Annotated in this window: 16 protein-coding genes and 1 riboswitch; of the genes, 10 read left to right on the top strand and 6 right to left on the bottom strand. The window is 46.8% G+C overall.

From position 1 onward, the window contains the following. Positions 1-38: 38 nt before the first annotated feature. Positions 39-138, bottom strand: a riboswitch (purine riboswitch). 324 nt (positions 139-462) lie between these two features. From gmk to recG, 4 genes are all read left to right on the top strand, one after another. After that, positions 463-1,086, top strand: a complete 624-nt coding sequence (gmk, locus tag ATB74_RS18470) for a guanylate kinase (RefSeq protein ID WP_017062466.1) — start codon at positions 463-465, stop codon at positions 1,084-1,086. Between the two features lie 119 nt (positions 1,087-1,205). Beyond that, positions 1,206-1,478: a DNA-directed RNA polymerase subunit omega gene (rpoZ, locus tag ATB74_RS18475; protein WP_009848003.1), complete on the top strand. Its 273-nt coding sequence runs from the start codon at positions 1,206-1,208 to the stop codon at positions 1,476-1,478. Between the two features lie 39 nt (positions 1,479-1,517). Further along, on the top strand, positions 1,518-3,644 hold the full coding sequence (spoT, locus tag ATB74_RS18480; protein ID WP_048607651.1) for a bifunctional GTP diphosphokinase/guanosine-3',5'-bis pyrophosphate 3'-pyrophosphohydrolase: 2,127 nt from the start codon (positions 1,518-1,520) through the stop codon (positions 3,642-3,644). Positions 3,645-3,822: 178 nt separating this feature from the next. Next, positions 3,823-5,901, top strand: coding sequence for an ATP-dependent DNA helicase RecG (recG, locus tag ATB74_RS18485; RefSeq protein ID WP_061019407.1), 2,079 nt, complete (start codon positions 3,823-3,825; stop codon positions 5,899-5,901). A gap of 254 nt (positions 5,902-6,155) precedes the next feature. Here the strand turns inward: recG and envZ are convergent, their stop codons facing one another. Both envZ and ompR read right to left on the bottom strand, forming a co-directional pair. Then, a complete protein-coding gene (gene envZ, locus ATB74_RS18490; RefSeq protein WP_050652100.1) occupies positions 6,156-7,451 on the bottom strand; it encodes a two-component system sensor histidine kinase EnvZ in 1,296 nt (431 codons plus the stop codon). 149 nt (positions 7,452-7,600) lie between these two features. Continuing rightward, positions 7,601-8,320, bottom strand: coding sequence for an osmolarity response regulator transcription factor OmpR (gene ompR / locus ATB74_RS18495; RefSeq protein WP_008218409.1), 720 nt, complete (start codon positions 8,318-8,320; stop codon positions 7,601-7,603). A 178-nt stretch (positions 8,321-8,498) separates the two neighbouring features. Between ompR and greB the strand changes: the two genes are divergently transcribed. Then, entirely contained in the window at positions 8,499-8,981 is a 483-nt protein-coding gene (gene greB, locus ATB74_RS18500) for a transcription elongation factor GreB (protein WP_048607646.1), read from the top strand. Between the two features lie 664 nt (positions 8,982-9,645). Further along, positions 9,646-11,976 (top strand): Tex family protein, encoded by a 2,331-nt coding sequence (locus ATB74_RS18505; RefSeq protein ID WP_061019408.1) that lies wholly within the window; start codon positions 9,646-9,648, stop codon positions 11,974-11,976. Between the two features lie 112 nt (positions 11,977-12,088). Here the strand turns inward: ATB74_RS18505 and ATB74_RS18510 are convergent, their stop codons facing one another. Together ATB74_RS18510 and bioH are read right to left on the bottom strand one after the other, a co-directional pair. Further along, a complete protein-coding gene (locus ATB74_RS18510; protein ID WP_048618565.1) occupies positions 12,089-12,562 on the bottom strand; it encodes a hypothetical protein in 474 nt (157 codons plus the stop codon). Positions 12,563-12,736: 174 nt separating this feature from the next. After that, positions 12,737-13,513 (bottom strand): pimeloyl-ACP methyl ester esterase BioH, encoded by a 777-nt coding sequence (bioH, locus tag ATB74_RS18515; RefSeq protein ID WP_061019409.1) that lies wholly within the window; start codon positions 13,511-13,513, stop codon positions 12,737-12,739. Positions 13,514-13,606: 93 nt separating this feature from the next. Between bioH and ATB74_RS24520 the strand changes: the two genes are divergently transcribed. From ATB74_RS24520 to cysQ, 4 genes are all read left to right on the top strand, one after another. Next, a complete protein-coding gene (locus ATB74_RS24520; protein ID WP_179946929.1) occupies positions 13,607-14,320 on the top strand; it encodes a phosphoribosyltransferase family protein in 714 nt (237 codons plus the stop codon). A 110-nt stretch (positions 14,321-14,430) separates the two neighbouring features. Next, positions 14,431-15,015, top strand: a complete 585-nt coding sequence (gene nfuA / locus ATB74_RS18525) for a Fe-S biogenesis protein NfuA (RefSeq protein WP_026084098.1) — start codon at positions 14,431-14,433, stop codon at positions 15,013-15,015. 314 nt (positions 15,016-15,329) lie between these two features. Beyond that, on the top strand, positions 15,330-15,881 hold the full coding sequence (nudE, locus tag ATB74_RS18530; RefSeq protein WP_060983216.1) for an ADP compounds hydrolase NudE: 552 nt from the start codon (positions 15,330-15,332) through the stop codon (positions 15,879-15,881). Between the two features lie 36 nt (positions 15,882-15,917). After that, positions 15,918-16,745: a 3'(2'),5'-bisphosphate nucleotidase CysQ gene (gene cysQ / locus ATB74_RS18535; protein WP_048612454.1), complete on the top strand. Its 828-nt coding sequence runs from the start codon at positions 15,918-15,920 to the stop codon at positions 16,743-16,745. Positions 16,746-16,862: 117 nt separating this feature from the next. On the opposite strand, the gene ATB74_RS18540 is transcribed toward cysQ, so the two are convergent. Both ATB74_RS18540 and ATB74_RS18545 read right to left on the bottom strand, forming a co-directional pair. After that, entirely contained in the window at positions 16,863-17,642 is a 780-nt protein-coding gene (locus tag ATB74_RS18540) for a type II secretion system protein N (protein ID WP_061019410.1), read from the bottom strand. A gap of 1 nt (position 17,643) precedes the next feature. Further along, positions 17,644-18,132, bottom strand: a complete 489-nt coding sequence (locus ATB74_RS18545; RefSeq protein WP_060983218.1) for a type II secretion system protein M — start codon at positions 18,130-18,132, stop codon at positions 17,644-17,646. Positions 18,133-18,134: the final 2 nt, after the last annotated feature.

Here is an 18,134-nt window from a genome sequence, read left to right on the forward strand (position 1 = left end):
TTAAGAATTTGGTGATTCAAATGCTGTGAGAATAGAGAAGTCTCTACACTAAAAACTGTAGTCACCAAGGTAGGCTCGGTAGTAGAAACATCTAGTCCATATCACTAGACATATACAGCATTTAATCGTTTGCGCGGATTGTAAGGATTGAGATTAAAACTTCAACAAATTTTGTCCAGATCACATAAAAAAGTACCGATGACCAGTCATTACATTTATACAAAGATCCTTGAGAAGATCATTTGCTAATAAATAACGATCAAGCCAGTTGTTCTCAATCATCTAAATATGCTACTCTTCGCCTCCATTTTTCTGGCCTAATTTTCACCAGTTGTTTCTATTAGTTTTACTCGTTATCTCTTAATAGACGTAACCAACGGAACAACAATTAGAGTCAGTGCTATCTTTTATAGTGTAGGTTTATTGCCTTCACTCAATCCAACCAACAGTGGAAACATACAGATGGGCAAAGGTACTCTTTACATCGTATCTGCACCTAGTGGCGCAGGTAAGTCGAGCTTGATCTCAGCAATGCTAGAAACCAATCCAACCTACGCAATGAAGGTATCTGTTTCACACACCACTCGCGGTATGCGCCCTGGTGAAGAAAATGGTGTTCACTACCACTTCGTAGAGAAACATCATTTTGAAGACCTTATTACTAAAGGTGAGTTCCTAGAGTACGCTGAAGTGTTCGGCAACTACTACGGTACTTCACGCGTTTGGATTGAAGAAAACCTAAACCGCGGTATCGATGTATTCCTAGATATCGACTGGCAAGGTGCTCGTCAGATCCGTGAACAAATGCCTCAAGCGAAGAGTGTATTCATTCTTCCACCATCAAATGGTGAATTAGAGCGTCGTTTGAATGTTCGCGGTCAAGACAGCGACGAAGTTATTGCGAAACGCATGAGCGAAGCAAAATCAGAGATTTCTCACTATGCAGAATACGATTATGTGATCGTGAATGACGACTTTGATGCAGCCCTAATGGACTTCAGAGCTATCATTCGTGCGGAGCGCTTAAAAGAAGATAAGCAAGCAGCGAAATACAGCGGCATGCTTACTGCTTTATTGGCGGAATAATCTAGATCCCCTAGATTTTCCATTGAGATAAGTATACGGTGATCTAGAAAGTCTCTAGTTAAACTTGTATACTTTCTCGTCATCAAAAATTTATTAGTTAATTACTATTTGGAGTCCTCATGGCACGCGTAACTGTTCAAGACGCTGTTGAAAAAGTTGGCAACCGTTTCGACCTAGTTCTTATTGCGGCTCGCCGCGCACGTCAAATGCAAACTGGCGGTAAAGATTCACTAGTGCCTGAAGAAAACGATAAGCCAACGGTTATCGCTCTTCGCGAAATCGAAGAAGGTCTTATCACTAAAGACGTACTAGATGCTCGTGAACGTCAAGAGCAACAAGAGCAAGAAGCGGCTGAACTTGCAGCAGTAAGCAGCATCGCTCACACTCGATAAGAACGTCATTCGAACTAATTAACCTTCCGGGCCTTTAATTTGTATCTATTCGATAGCCTCAAAGACGTTGCCCAAGAATACCTAACAGAGCCTCAAATTGAGGCTCTGCGTCAATCTTATGTGGTAGCGAGAAACGCCCATGAAGGGCAAACCCGTTCAACGGGTGAACCATACATAATCCACCCTGTTGCTGTTTCAAGAATCCTGGCAGAAATGCGTCTGGATATCGAAACCCTGCAAGCAGCCCTACTCCACGATGTAATTGAAGATACTGAAGTTACAAAAGAGGAGCTAGAAGCTCAATTTGGCAATACTGTTGCTGAACTGGTTGATGGTGTATCTAAGCTGGATAAGCTTAAATTTCGTGATCGCAAAGAAGCGCAAGCAGAGAACTTCCGCAAGATGGTTCTCGCCATGGTGCAAGACATCCGCGTTATCTTGATCAAATTAGCTGACCGTACTCACAACATGCGTACACTTGGGGCTCTTCGTCCTGACAAAAAGCGTCGTATTGCTCGTGAAACCCTCGAGATTTATTCTCCGCTAGCTCACCGTCTTGGTATTCATAACATCAAGACCGAACTAGAAGAGTTGGGCTTCGAAGCCCTTTATCCTAACCGTTATCGCGTACTTAAAAACGTAGTGAAAGCTGCGCGTGGTAACCGTAAGGAGATGATCCAACGTATCCATAGCGAAATTGAAGGCCGCCTTGAAGAAGTAGGCTTGCCTGCTCGCGTGCTTGGTCGTGAGAAAAACTTGTTCTCCATCTATAACAAGATGAAAACTAAAGAGCAGCGCTTCCACACCATTATGGACATCTACGCTTTCCGCGTGGTGGTTGATACCCCAGATACTTGTTATCGCGCACTTGGTCAGGCTCACAGCCTGTACAAGCCTCGCCCTGGCCGCATGAAAGATTACATCGCGGTACCAAAAGCCAACGGCTACCAATCTCTGCATACATCAATGATCGGCCCTCACGGGGTGCCAGTTGAGGTTCAGATCCGTACTGAAGATATGGATCAAATGGCGGATAAAGGTGTCGCGGCGCACTGGTCTTACAAAGGCAATGGCTCACGCAGCAGTAATGGCACAACCGCACAGGTTAAAGCACAACGTTGGATGCAGAGCTTACTTGAGCTTCAACAAAGCGCGGGTAACTCGTTCGAATTCATTGAAAACGTTAAGTCTGATCTGTTCCCAGATGAAATCTTCGTGTTCACGCCGAAAGGTCGCATTGTCGAACTTCCTGCAGGTGCAACAGCAGTCGATTTTGCTTACGCGGTGCATACCGATGTCGGCAACATGTGTGTAGGCGCTCGTGTAGACATGAACCCTTACCCACTCAGCAAGTCGCTGAAGAATGGCCAAACGATTGAGATCATCAGTGCTCCGGGCGCGCGTCCGAATGCAGCATGGCTCAACTACGTGGTGACATCACGTGCGCGCACTAAGATCCGTCAGGTTCTGAAAACAATGCGCCGTGAAGAGTCGATTACCCTAGGTCGTCGTCTACTGAACCACGCACTTGGCGAACACTCGATTGGCGATATCGGCCAAGAGAACGTTGAACATGTTTTGTCTGATCTGCGTCTCGATAACATTGAAGACTTACTAGCATCGATTGGTCTTGGTGAGCTGATGAGTATCGTGATTGCTCGTCGCCTACTGGGTGATGCTGACGAACTAACTGAAGTGGAAAACAACAGCGATACACCAAGGAAAAAACTTCCTATCCGTGGTGCTGAAGGTCTGCTGCTGACATTCGCCAACTGTTGTCACCCGATTCCAGATGATCACATCATTGCCCATGTATCTCCAGGTCGTGGCCTTGTGGTTCACCGTGAAACGTGTCCAAATGTTCGTGGTTACCAGAAAGAACCAGACAAATACATGGCGGTTGAATGGTCTGACGATTACGACCAAGAGTTCACAGCTGAACTTCAGGTTGATCTGCAGAACCACCAAGGTGCACTGGCTGAGCTAACTAATGTTATCTCGAAAACAGGCTCTAACATTCACGGTATTTCAACCGAAGAACGTGACGGTCGCCTGTACACAGTGACGATCTTGCTGACCACTAAAGATCGTGTTCATCTTGCGAGCATTATGAAAAAGCTACGTGTGATGCCACACGCGCTGAAAGTAAGACGTCGCAAGAACTAACGTTCGAACTTATTGGCAACTTTGCTAAGAATTGAAATCCCCTTAATGCTTTATCGCTTAAGGGGATTTTTTGTGGCTGCGATTCTAGAGTTCCCCTAGCTTCATGCTATTCATGCCTGTACAAAAATCCAGTAAAATGCTTGAATAGATCATCTCTCTTACGTTTATGAGCCTTGTTATGTCACAGCTTTTATCTGCTATCCCTCTCAACTCTTTATCTGGAGTCGGCGCTAAAGTCGCAGAGAAACTGGAGAAGGTTGGGCTTAATAACGTACAAGACCTGCTATTTCACCTCCCTTTACGCTATGAAGATAGAACACGCATCTATCCGATCGTAAAACTGCACGCTGGCCTTTGGGCTGCGGTGCAAGGTAAGGTGATGCATGTTGATACCATTTTCGGTAAACGTAAGATGCTCGCAGTAAAGATCAGTGATGGGAATGGCACCATTACCCTACGCTTTTTCAACTTCACTGCCGGAATGAAGAATAACTTTGCCGAAGGCAAACAAGTACACGCCTACGGTGAAATCAAGCGCGGTAATATGGGGCTAGAGATCGTCCACCCTGACTACAAGTTCTTTGCCCCTAGGCAGCAGCCAGATGTTGAAGCTAACCTGACCCCTGTGTACCCAACCACTGAAGGGCTAAGACAAGTCACACTGCGCAACCTCACTGACCAAGCTCTAGAGCTAATCGACAAAGCTGCCGTCAATGAGCTGCTACCGTCTGGCCTATACGACCACCAAATTACTCTAGCACAAGCACTGCATACCATTCATAGACCACCTCCAGGTATCGACCTAGAGCTGTTTGATGAAGGTAAACACCCTGCACAGCTGCGCCTAATTATGGAAGAGTTACTGGCTCAAAACCTGTCGATGTTGTCGGTTCGTAGCAAAGGGCAACAAGACAAAGCGATGCCATTTCCCCCAGCGAACACCTTGAAAGATAAGTTATTGGCTCAGCTACCATTTTCTCCAACCAATGCTCAAGCACGAGTAACTAAAGAGATTGAAGCTGACTTAGAAAAACCACACCCAATGATGCGTTTAGTACAAGGGGATGTAGGTTCAGGTAAAACCTTGGTTGCTGCACTGGCGGCGGTTCGAGCATTAGAGCATGGTCAACAGGTCGCTTTGATGGCACCAACTGAGCTATTGGCAGAGCAGCACGCGATCAACTTCGCCAATTGGTTTGAAGCTATGGGCATTCAAGTCGGTTGGTTGGCAGGCAAACTCAAAGGCAAAGCTCGTGAGACTGAACTGGCACGCATTGCCAATGGTGAAGCGCAGATGGTGGTCGGTACTCATGCCCTATTCCAAGAGCATGTCGAGTTCAAAAACCTTGGCTTAGTGATCATTGATGAGCAACACCGATTTGGTGTCCATCAGCGATTAGAGCTGCGTGAGAAAGGCGCGAAACAAGGCTATTACCCTCACCAGTTGGTGATGACCGCAACCCCAATCCCACGAACTCTCGCAATGACGGCCTATGCCGATCTCGAAACCTCAATTATTGATGAGCTGCCTCCGGGGCGAACACCGATTCAAACCGTGGCGATTCCTGATACCAAACGTGATGACATTGTTGAGCGGGTGCGCAATGCGTGTCTTAATGAGGGCAAGCAAGCCTATTGGGTGTGTACGCTAATTGATGAGTCAGAAGTATTAGAAGCTCAAGCTGCGGCTGACACAGCAGAAGAGCTGCAACGAAAGCTGCCAGATGTAAAAATTGGTTTGGTGCACGGCCGAATGAAACCTGCCGAGAAGCAAGCAGTAATGCAGGAATTCAAAGAGAACAAACTGCATTTATTGGTTGCGACAACCGTGATTGAAGTAGGTGTGGATGTACCGAATTCGAGCTTAATGATCATCGAGAACCCAGAGCGTCTTGGCCTAGCACAACTGCACCAACTACGAGGCCGTGTCGGCCGTGGTTCGGTCGCAAGCCACTGTGTACTGCTGTATCACTCTCCGCTATCAAAAACCGCTCAGAAGCGCTTAGGCGTACTGCGTGAAAGTAACGATGGCTTTGTGATTGCTCAACGAGACTTAGAGATCCGCGGTCCAGGTGAACTGCTTGGCACTAAGCAGACAGGCTTAGCTGACTTCAAGATTGCCGACTTAGTGCGAGACCAACGTTTAATCCCTGAAGTGCAGCGTATTGCTCGTCATATTCACGATAGATACCCAGACAATGCTAAGGCGATCATCAATCGCTGGTTGGGTGAACGAGATGTGTATTCTAAGGCGTAATTAGCCATTCTATTTCCGCTTAAAACGTAGAAAGGCTTCCACAAGGAAGCCTTTTTAGTGTGCGTAACTTTAATCAACCAAGAGCGAGATTCCCTACTCATTCGTTCCTCACGATAGGGAATGACGATCAAAGTAAACTTCCATCATAAAGGTCCATGGTTAGCAATTCGTCATCCCCGAGAGGGAAGAATGACCGAGTCGGGGATCTCTTAACAGCTCACCGAACCCGTCGCCATAATGCAGACCGATGATATCTAAGGCTTAACAGGGAAACTGATCTGCGCCTTCAAGCCACCTTCACTACGGTTATTCACCACTACCGCACCTTGATGTTGGCTAACAATACGTTTCACAATCGCCAAACCTAAACCTGTTCCTTCACTGCCACGAGCCGTATCTCCGCGCGTGAAGGGTTCAAATAGCTTACCGATCTGGTCTTGTGGAATACCCGGACCATTATCTTCTACCGTTACCCAAGCTAACTTGTTATCCGCCGTCATGCCGGTCGATACCTTGACCCAGCCATTACCATAGCGCAGCGCATTCACCACCAAGTTACTCACTGCACGCTTCATCGCAATTGGATTACCTAGTGCTGGCTTCATTGACTCTGGAATATCGGTTTCAATCTGGACCTCATAGCCACCTTCAGAACTAGAGACTTCTCGCGCAATATCATCGACAAACACCGCTTGGAATGAGTCTCGGTCAACAGGCTTTAGGTAATCCATGAACTGACTGATGATCTCGTTACACTCTTCGGTATCACTGATGATGCCTTCCGCTAAGTAGCTGTCTTCTGGCGACATCATCTCGGTTGCTAAGCGAATACGCGTTAACGGAGTACGCAAATCATGACTGATACCCGCCATCAACAAAGCGCGGTCTTCTTCCAACTCTTGTATGCCTTTCGACATTTGATTGAAAGCTCGTGTTACTGAGCGAATTTCTTGAGCACCTTGAACCGGCAATGGCGGTGGAATATCACCTCGCCCGACACCTTGCGCGGCTTTCTCTAGTGCTATCAATGGCCGGTTTTGCAAGCGGATAAACAGCCACCCCCCCATTACAATCAACATCGCCATGATCAGGCTATTACGAAATAGAGGCGCAAAGTCTTCTTCTTGCAGTTCAGACAGAGGGATACGAATCAAAGAGTTAGGCAGCTGCGCAATATCCATCCACAACACATAGCTCTCTTTACCTAGGATCAACCGTACTTCGGTTTCAGAGCCCAACTCTTTGGTCATCTCCTCACTCATCAGGTCAATCGCAACCGCATGGTAATACTCCCCCGCTGCTTCGCTATTTTTAGCGTGAACGGTTACCCCGAGTTGTTCAAGTACACGCTGACGCAGTGGCGCATCAATCTCGATATCACTGCCTTGGTCCAATACTAGGTTTAACTCGTGAGCCAGAATCTTATTAAACTGCTGCAAACTCGGCATCAATGCATAGTTAAACACCGCGTAATAAGAAAAAATTTGGCTGGCCACCAGCAGGGTTAAAAAGAGCACTATCGACTGAGTAAAGGAGCTACGTATGCGCATAGAAGACCTAAAGTTAGAGGTGATAAAGTGTTATATGACTATAACCATAAACCTTCGCTCTGAATAGAAAACGGGCCATCGCATATTAATGAGATGACCCGTAAGATTCACAGAATCGGTAAAGCAGTTATAGAGCTTATAAAGCTGGATTACACAGCTTTGCCATCTGGAACGAATACATAACCCAAGCCCCACACCGTTTGGATGTAGCGAGGTTTGCTTGGATCTTCTTCCACTAGACGACGCAGGCGTGAAATCTGAACATCGATAGAACGTTCCATCGCTGAATACTCACGGCCACGAGCCATGTTCATCAGCTTATCGCGAGACATTGGCTCACGAGCGTTAGTTACCAGTGACTTAAGCACTGCAAATTCGCCCGAAGTAAGCGGCATTGGCTCTTCGCCACGGAACATTTCACGTGTACCTAGGTTTAGGCGGAATTCACCAAACTCAACCACAGACTCTTCTGTGCTTGGTGCGCCTGGTGCTTCAATCACTTGGCGACGTAATACTGCTTTGATACGAGCAAGCAATTCACGTGGGTTGAATGGTTTTGGTAAGTAGTCATCAGCACCCACTTCCAAACCAACAATACGGTCCACTTCATCACCCTTTGCAGTAAGCATCAGGATTGGTAGCGAGTTGTTTGCATTTCTTAGGCGACGACAGATCGATAGACCATCTTCGCCCGGCAACATCAAATCCAATACCATCAAGTGAAAATTTTCACGGGTTAACAGGCGGTCCATTTGCTCACTGTTTGCCACGCTACGCACTTGAAAGCCTTGCTCTGACAGATAGCGTTCTAACAGTGCACGTAAACGAGCATCGTCATCGACCACTAAAATTTTGTAGTTTTCTTGCATGTAATGGTTCCACCTATTAAAGCTTAAACCTAAGGTTAAGCATTCTTGGTAAATTGTATATTGGTATAAGACATTAAAAATGTAACATTATTGGAGAAAAAGTCGCCTAAATAATTGTTAACGTATGTTGCCTTTCTATATATTCTATCTTAGATCATCATTTCATTAAGTCAGATTTATGAAAACCAAACTTATCACCCGAGAAGGTTATAACAAACTCAAAGCAGAACATGACCACTTATGGCACGAGAAGCGTCCAGAGATCACCAAAATCGTCACTTGGGCTGCAAGCCTTGGAGATCGTTCAGAAAACGCAGATTACACCTTCAATAAGCGTTTGCTTCGTCAGATTGATCGCCGAGTACGTTTCTTACGCAAATTCCTACCTGATGTCACGATCGTGGATTACTCTCCACAACAAGAAGGTAAGGTATTTTTCGGTGCTTGGGTCGAAATTGAGAATGATGATGGGGAAATTAAGAAGTTTCGAATTGTCGGCCCAGAAGAGATCTACGGCGATGCTAAAGGCTATATCTCTATCGACTCGCCAATGGCTAGAGCTCTGCTCAAGAAAGAAGTGGACGATGAGTTTACGGTAAAAACACCGGAAGGCGACAAAGAGTGGTTCATTAACTCGATTAGCTACGCAGATAACGAATAACCACACTTAATTAACACTTAGCGATGAGCTGAGTGTTCAAGCAAACCCAAACTCCAGATAAAAGAAAACCCCGCTAGGCTTTCGCCTGACGGGGTTAAGTCTCTATCGCAGCAATCCGGCTACTGTTTATCTCTTCGAGATAAGGTGCTCCCTGCATCTTTCCTTGATAGTGGCTAAATCCTTTAACCAATTTCCTTTTTGTTCATCGCCATCCTAGCGGTGTCCATTCTAGCCTGTCATCCTGACTGGCGAATCTCATCCAGAGATTGTTACTTCCTTGCTGACCACTCATCCTAAGTAATCAAATCTTCATCCTGAAGATACCTAGTCCATTAGGCTTTTTCCTGTTCCTGCCAACTCCCTGTCGACAAGTTAAATATTACGGCAATTGCGCGAGTTTCCTAGATAGTCCCAAAAAACATTTCAGGTGGGAAATTCGCCCACAAACACACAGTCAAATAAAATCAGTAACTTAGGCTTATTTTAAGACGATTTCATCGATTTAAGGTGACTTAGTCGCACACTACGTGTGAGAGATCTCGCACAAAGTGGGTATCACAAACGGAAATTGGACTTCTGACAGGATAATTACACAGCCAAAGCTAGAAAAAGCGTACGCTCACCCCCATGTATTTGTCATGATATTAAATAAGAGATTCATCGGATGAGCCAAGCTATCTGTCGACTGATCGCTGAAGAACTGAATGTCCGTTCTGAGCAAGTCACTGCCGCAGTAAACCTAATTGACGACGGTAACACCGTTCCCTTTATTGCCCGCTACCGTAAAGAAGTTACGGGTGGCTTAGACGATACCCAACTACGTAACCTGGATAGCCGTCTTTCATACCTTCGCGAGCTCGACGATCGTCGCCAAACGATTCTTAAGTCGATTCAAGATCAAGGAAAACTCACGCCAGAGCTAGAGCGTGATATCACTCAAGCCGACAGCAAGACTCGCCTAGAAGATTTATACCTGCCATACAAACCAAAGCGCCGTACCAAAGGTCAGATCGCGATTGAAGCGGGCTTAGAGCCACTTGCCGATACACTATGGAATGAACCACAGCACGATCCGGAAACGGAAGCAGCTAACTTCATCAGCAGCGATAAAGGCATTGCCGATACAAAAGCTGCACTGGATGGCGCACGCGCGATCATCATGGAGCGCATTGCGGAAGACGCAAACCTGCTTGAAAAGATTCGCCAACACCTGAACCGCAATGCAGAGCTTGGTGCTCGTGTTGTGGCTGGCAAAGAGAACGAAGGTGAGAAGTTCAAAGACTACTTCGAGCACAACGAAGCGCTTAGCAAAGTACCGTCTCACCGTGCCCTTGCAATGCTGCGTGGCCGCAATGAAGGCTTCCTAACACTGGCAATGAACGCAGACCCTGAGCAAGAAGAAGGTGTTCGTGGTTCATACTGCGAAAACATTATCTCTGATCACTACGGCATTACCCTAAGCAGCGCACCTGCAGATACATGGCGTAAACAAGTGATTAGCTGGGCATGGCGCATCAAGGTTTCTATGCACATGGAAACCGAATTGATGGGTGCGATGAAAGAGCGTGCTGAAATCGAAGCAATTGAAGTATTCGCGACCAACCTTAAAGACCTACTCATGGCTGCGCCAGCTGGCCCTCGTGCAACCTTAGGCTTAGATCCGGGTTTACGTACTGGTTCGAAAATCGCGGTGGTGGATTCAACTGGTAAAGTTCTGGCGACAGAAACCATTTACCCTCACCCACCACAAAAGCAATACGACAAGTCTGCACACGTGGTTGAGCAAATGGTTCGCCAATACAATGTTGATTTGATTGCGATTGGTAATGGTACCGCTTCACGCGAAACCGACAGTTTTGTCGCTGACGTAATTAAACGCGGCAACCTAAAAGCGCAAAAAATCATTGTTAGCGAAGCAGGCGCATCGGTTTATTCAGCGTCTGAGTTAGCAGCAAAAGAGTTCCCGAACATGGATGTATCGATTCGTGGTGCTGTGTCTATTGCTCGCCGTCTGCAAGATCCACTGGCAGAACTGGTGAAGATTGACCCTAAATCGATCGGTGTGGGCCAATACCAACACGATGTGAGCCAAACTATGCTCGCTAAGCGCCTAGATGCGATTGTCGAAGACTGTGTAAACGCGGTTGGTGTTGATGTGAATACCGCTTCTGCTGCACTACTAACACGTGTTGCGGGCCTGTCTAGCACCATCGCTCAGAATATCGTAGATTTCCGTGATGAAAATGGTCGCTTCGAAGCACGTACTACGCTGAAGAAAGTCGCTCGCTTGGGGCCAAAAGCCTTTGAACAGTGTGCCGGCTTCCTACGTATTATGGATGGCAAAAACCCGCTGGATGCATCATCGGTTCACCCAGAAGCTTACCCTGTGGTGAAAAGCATCGCTGAGAAAAACCACAAAGACATCAAATCTCTGGTGGGTAACACAGACTTCTTACGTGGCTTACACGCCATTGATTACACCAATGAGAACTTCGGTGTGCCAACGGTCAGCGACATCATCAAAGAGCTCGATAAGCCGGGGCGCGACCCTCGCCCTGAGTTCAAGACCGCAACCTTCGCTGATGGCGTAAACAGCGTTTCAGACTTAGAACCGGGCATGATTCTAGAAGGCGTGGTATCGAACGTGGCTAACTTTGGTGCCTTCGTTGATATTGGTGTTCACCAAGATGGCTTAGTGCACATTTCAGCGCTCACCGATCGCTTTGTCTCTGACCCACGTGAAGTGGTTAAAGCTGGCGACATCGTGAAAGTGAAGGTGATGGAAGTCGATGTTCAGCGTAAGCGTATTGCGCTAAGCATGCGTATGAAAGATGAACCAGGCCAAGACAACCGCGCGCAACGTTCAAGTGCACCTCGCACGCAAAACCGCCCGAACCAAAATTCACAAGGCGGACAACGCCGTCGTGAGGAGCCGCAACAAAACGCGGCGATGGGTGGTGCTTTTGCCGCAGCCTTTGCTAAAGCGAAAAAATAATCCGTTAAACTGATTCGCCTAAAACAAAAAACCTGCATCCCTTAGGGTATGCAGGTTTTTATTATGTGTTCAAAAAAGACATCGAAGCTTGGTTGGGTCATAAGTTTTCGATTTATAAAACAACCAGCATCTCTGACGGAGCATGAGGCGCAACAGCATGACCATAATGATATTTTATGACCTTACGTCGTTTCTCCATCTGTCCCTCCTGAATCGCCGCATCTAAAACATGCTTTGGCAGGCGAAAACGCATGGTATAGCCCTTTCCTTGGTCTGCACTGTAAGTTCTCAGTGCCAACAAGCTGAACAGCCTATCAAAAGGATCTTGTGGCTCTTCTTGGCTAATCGAATTGGCCTCTGACTCGTTCTCCATTTCATAACCAGGATGGTCTGAAGGATCCCAAGCCGACTGCTGCCTTCGCTTATCGTCCGACTTTACCTTTCGCTCTGCATTGGTTTTCGCCAACGCTACTGCGGGAGCAACAGGCTCTCGAACTCTATTATCACGCGCAACTTGCTCTGTTTGCACATTAACGGACGGGGCGATAAGTGGCACACTCACTGCAGTTGCAGGTGACACAATCATCGCGAACTCCTCAAGAATCGCCCATCGTTATTGCTATAACGCTGTTGTACTGTGAGTCAGCACAACAGGCATAGCCCAACTTACTGCAATCAGCTCAGGAGAGAGTTAGGTCTGAGTATCAAGCAACACGTTGGTTAGGTTATATATCGACCAAGTCGGCGATAAATTTAGCGATTATTTTTGCGCGAAGCTAACCAGTTCACTGCAAAAGGCATCGGCTTCGGTCATAAACGGTGCATGTGAAGACTGAGTAAAGATATATTGCTCGGTATGAGGCAAGGCTGCGCCCAAGTCTTTTGCAACCTTGATTGGCACCAATCCATCTAATCGACCATACAGACGCAGCATTGGTACTGAAATCTCAGGCAGTTGTTCACGCAGGTCGACATCCGACAGCATCTTTAGTCCCGCCAATAATGAATCAGGGTTCGGTAATGGGCGAGACAGCACCGCTTGCTTGAGCTGTTTTACATCTTGTCTTGCTGAAGGGCTACCCATAGCTTGCAATGCCATAAAGCGTTCGATGGTGGTTTGGAAGTCTTCAACCAGTTGTTCGGTGAATGCGCTTAATACGTTTGGCTGAATGCCTCGCCATAACACTGGCTCTTTTGAGGCCGAGAATTTAGGAGAACTGGCGACAGTCACCAGCTTACTCACGTAGTCTGAGTGATAGAGAGCCATGTGCGTTGCGACCAAACCACCCAGTGACCAACCCACCCAAATAGCTTGTTTAGGCGCTTCGGCCAACAGTTGCTGAGCAATCTCTTCAAGATCTTGAGCGTGGCAGTGTGCGCTGTGTCCATATCCTGGTAAATCGACAACATGCACTCGGAAATCAGCTTCTAATGCATTAACGGTTTGTTGCCACACCGCACCGTTCATTCCCCAGCCGTGAACCAGTACTAAATCAGGCCCTTGCCCAGAAACATGCCAATATAACCCGTCACTCATTCTCAATATTCCCTACTTTTTCCATCAGCGATAATCCGTGCTTTTCAGTATGGTTAGCAAAAGGAACACCATAACCCAAAAGCATCGCGAGCTATGTTATCCGATTGGCTACAAAAACACACACCACGTCTGGTCACACCTCAATGCCACCTGTGTAAGCTCGATAAGCTTCCCGAAGACGCACATCCTCGATGGTGCAATTCTTGTCTCAAGCTCTTTGAGCCTGTACCACGCTGTCAAAGATGTGGTTTAAAAACACTGACCACTGTCGATCAATGTGGTGAGTGCTTATCAAAACCACCACCCTGGCACCGCCTCTACTGTGTCGGCGACTACACCTTCCCTACGGCAGGTTATATTCAACAAATGAAGTACGCTGATAAGTTTTGGTTTGCCCATGACCTGTCAAAGCTATTGGCATCTCGTATCAAACATCCAGCTCCGCTGATCACCAACGTACCGCTGCATTGGCGCCGATACGCCCATCGAGGTTTTAATCAAAGTCAGCTACTAGCCAATTACACGGCTCAAGAGCTTGGCGTTGAAAGTAATGTGCTATTTCGTCGAATTCGCTCTACCGCTTCCCAACAAGGGCTGACTAAATCCGCACGATTACACAATCTAAAGAGCGCTTTTACGCTGCGAAAACAAGACTTTCGAGGAACTACCCCCTCTCACGTCGCGATAATTGATGATGTTGTAACCACCGGCAGTACTGTGTATCAATTATGCCAATTACTACTTGAAGTGGGCGTTAAAAGGATTGATATTTACTGCATCTGCCGCACTCCTGAGCCCTCTGGATAAAAGCTGTGAATCACTACTTGTACAGCAATCCAACAAAAAAAGGGCTGAATTACAAAACTGACAGGAGTAGAATGGCGCTAATAGCCTACAAATTTACTCAGGTATTCGTCGTGTCAAATATTACTATTACAGAAACAGCTCAAACTCATTTTGCCAATCTGCTGTCACAGCAGCCTGAAGGTACAAACATTCGTGTATTCGTGGTAAACCCAGGTACGCAAAACGCAGAGTGTGGTGTTTCTTACTGCCCTACAGATGCTATTGAAGCATCTGACACAGAGCTAAAATTCGAAGCGTTCTCTGCATACGTAGATGAGCTAAGCCTACCGTTCCTAGATGAAGCTGAAATTGACTTCGTTACTGACAAAATGGGCTCTCAACTAACACTTAAAGCACCAAACGCTAAGATGCGTAAAGTATCAGACGATGCACCACTTCTAGAGCGTGTTGAATACGCAATCCAAACTCAAGTGAATCCACAGCTTGCTGGTCACGGCGGTCACGTTAGCTTAGTAGAAATCACTGAAGACGGTGCTGCTATCGTTGCATTCGGTGGCGGCTGTAACGGTTGTTCTATGGTTGATGTAACGCTAAAAGAAGGCATCGAGAAAGAACTTCTTCAACAATTCGAAGGTGAACTGACTGCTGTTCGTGATGCAACTGAGCACGATCGTGGTGAGCACTCTTACTACTAAGCTCTTTTACGACTAAGCACTCATGCAGTCTTAGTCAGTAAAAAGTGAAAGATTCAATAAAAAGGTTGATGTGCAAGCATCAACCTTTTTTGTGTTTAAAACAGCAGAAGTCCTTCCGAATAATATATTTCCCTTTCAATACCAATAATGGCGGATGCGTTACCATTTAGAGTAAGGTATTCAAGTGATCGCAATCGGTTCCTGCTCTAATAATTCTAGGATATGAAAACTCGGATCTAGGAACTCAACGTCATTTCCCCTATATTAGAATGACTTTATAAGAAAGAATTCCAATGAGCTGAGGAGCGAGCGCAATGACAAAAAGGACCAAGCCAGAAATTTTGGCTCAGCAAACTGTCGCTCAATCAAAACTATTCTCGATCGAGTCTCTCGATTTACGGTTTTCAAACGGTGAACAGCGTACTTACGAACGTATGAAACCTAGCGGCCGCAACGCAGTAATGATGGTTCCGATTACTGAACAAGGCGATATTCTGTTAGTGCGTGAATACGCAGCAGGCACAGAACGCTATGAACTTGGCTTTCCGAAAGGGCTTATCGATCCAGGAGAGCAGCCAAACGAAGCCGCCGTTCGCGAACTCAAGGAAGAAATTGGCTTCGGTGCCAACAAGCTTACTCCGTTGAAAGAAGTGATCCTTGCGCCCTCTTACTTCTCTAGCAAAATGACGCTATTTATCGCAGAAGACCTCTACCCAGAGAAGCTAGAAGGTGATGAGCCTGAGCCACTAGACGTTGTGCGCTGGCCACTGGCTCAAGCCGAAGAACTGTTAACACATCTCGATTTCTGTGAGGCTCGCAGTATTACCGCCCTACTATTAACCCTTCGTGTCTTAACCAATAATTAGAACATTCAGGATCACTCGAAGAGTAAGAGAATATTTATGCCAATAACAAAAGATTTGTCTCACCTCCTACCCTCTGTCATTGAGATTGCTCGCTCTGCTGGCCAACTCATCTTAGAGATCTACGAGAAAAAAGATTACGAAGAATTCACTAAGAGTGATGACACACCTGTCACCAGTGCCGACCTTGCGGCACACAAGCTGATCTCGAAAAAGCTCAGTGAGCTCACACCTGACATTCCAGTGCTGTCTGAAGAAGCCGCAGACATCAGCCTAGAGCAACGTTCTCAATGGGATCGCTACTGGTTAGTTGACCCACTGGATGGTACGCAGGAGTTCATTGCACGAAGTGGTGATTTCGCGACAATTATCGCCCTAATTGAACATAACAAGCCAGTAATGGGCGTGGTATATGCACCCGTTTCAGGCGTGAGCTATTACGCTTACAGTGGCAAAGGGGCTTGGAAGATCCCAGACCTTAATGACAGCGTTAAAATTAAAACGCATCGTCACGAGCTGCCAAACCAGTCAATCGCAATGGCGATCAGCCGTCGCCAAGACATCAATCGAATCACTAGCCGTATGAGCTCAGCATGGAATTATGATTTGGTTCCTCTAGGCTCAGCAGCGCTTAAGGCATGTTTAGTAGCAGAAGGGGCTGTAGATTGTTATCTGCGCCTTGGACCAACCGGAGAGTGGGATACCGCCGCAACGCAGTGCATTGTTGAAGAAGCTGGCGGTCGCATCTTAAGTACTCAACTAGAACCGCTTTCGTACAATGAAAGAGAGACGCTTGAGAACCCGAACTTCATTGTGCTTGGTGATGCTGACTTACCGTGGGCAGAGATCTTACAAGGTAAAGACTAGGCGAGCTTGCTCGCTGTCACTCTCGACGATTCAAACAAAACGGGCACCTCAATGAGGTGCCCGTTTTTTATATCTCGTAATTTAGTAGCCCTTAGCCCTTAGCCCTTAGCTGTTTAGCTAAAAACGACCTTGATAAGTAAACTGGTACTTACCTTGGCTATCAGGGTTACCCAGCCACTTAAGCTGACTCTGCATCGCTGGCGGGAACTCTGCCCCCGGCTTAAACCAAGCCGCCGACGTGTAGCGTTGGTTAGGTGTTACGCTCGCTGAGAACTCACTGTCCACATGTTCGCTCTTCTGAGTGCCTTTCGCTGCAACTGTGCTGTCTTCACAGGTTATGTCCGCAATCACAGGACCAAGGTCTAACGATCCAACAGGAGAGTCGACTGCAGCACCAGACCAAGCCAGTGTGCCTTCACCAGATTGACACCAAGGCTGAGCATGAACTGCATGTTTGATCGTCAGTTCAACTTGTCCACCAATTGAAATTGGGACTGGAATGGCTGGGGCGTATTTCATCACGTTCATAGCAGGCATTGAAGTCACTAAGTTCTCTGCATACGCGCCGCTCATGCTGTACCCGACACGCCCTTTACCTGATAAGTTCATGTCGCTGTTACGACCAAAACGAACCGCCAGTTCTGCTTTGGCTTGAAATAGCTTAGAAAACTGGAAGTCCCACTGCACTGAACCGTAATTGATGCGCTGCCACACAACATTGTTGGCGCTGCCTTGCCAAACGGTGCCCTCAACGCCTTCGATACTCAAACCACGCACAACCTGTGCTTGCTTGAGAGCAAAAGAAGCCGGCAAGTGCAGCAACAGACTGACTGAAAAAAAGACGATAAAGATGCCACTGAAGAGCAGGCCATACTTAAAAGATAAACCGCGTTTCACATTAACCTCGTTTAAACTGTAGTCGGTTGACCTCAATAACCCCAGGGTTATCAGAGCGATCAATATCCATAAACTCAACCTCCACACCCTGTTTTTCTTTCAGGTATGTTAGCCAGTCAACGAACTTATTAAAAGGCACAGGTTTTACCCACACTTGCAGCATTTCGCCACGTGGTTGCACACGTATTAGCTCGATATTAAAGCGACGCATAGAAGCTGGCACCGATTGGTTCAGAGGCTGACTAGCACTGATACCACCGCTGCCTCGCAGCTCAACCACTTCATTGGCTTTATTGGTTACCCAAGCCAGTAGTTGCTTCTCACTTTGAATACGGCTCTGTGCAAGTTCAGCTCGCTGACTGAGTGGCTGGATTAGCCCCCAATAAACGACACCAACCACCAATAGAATTGAGCAACCAATCACTAAACGTTGCTCTCTTTGACTTATTGAAGTCCACCACGCTTGGAGTGGCTCAATCATATTTCTCATCA

The sequence above is a fragment of the Vibrio splendidus genome (assembly GCF_001557875.1).
Classification (GTDB): Bacteria; Pseudomonadota; Gammaproteobacteria; order Enterobacterales; family Vibrionaceae; genus Vibrio; species Vibrio splendidus_F.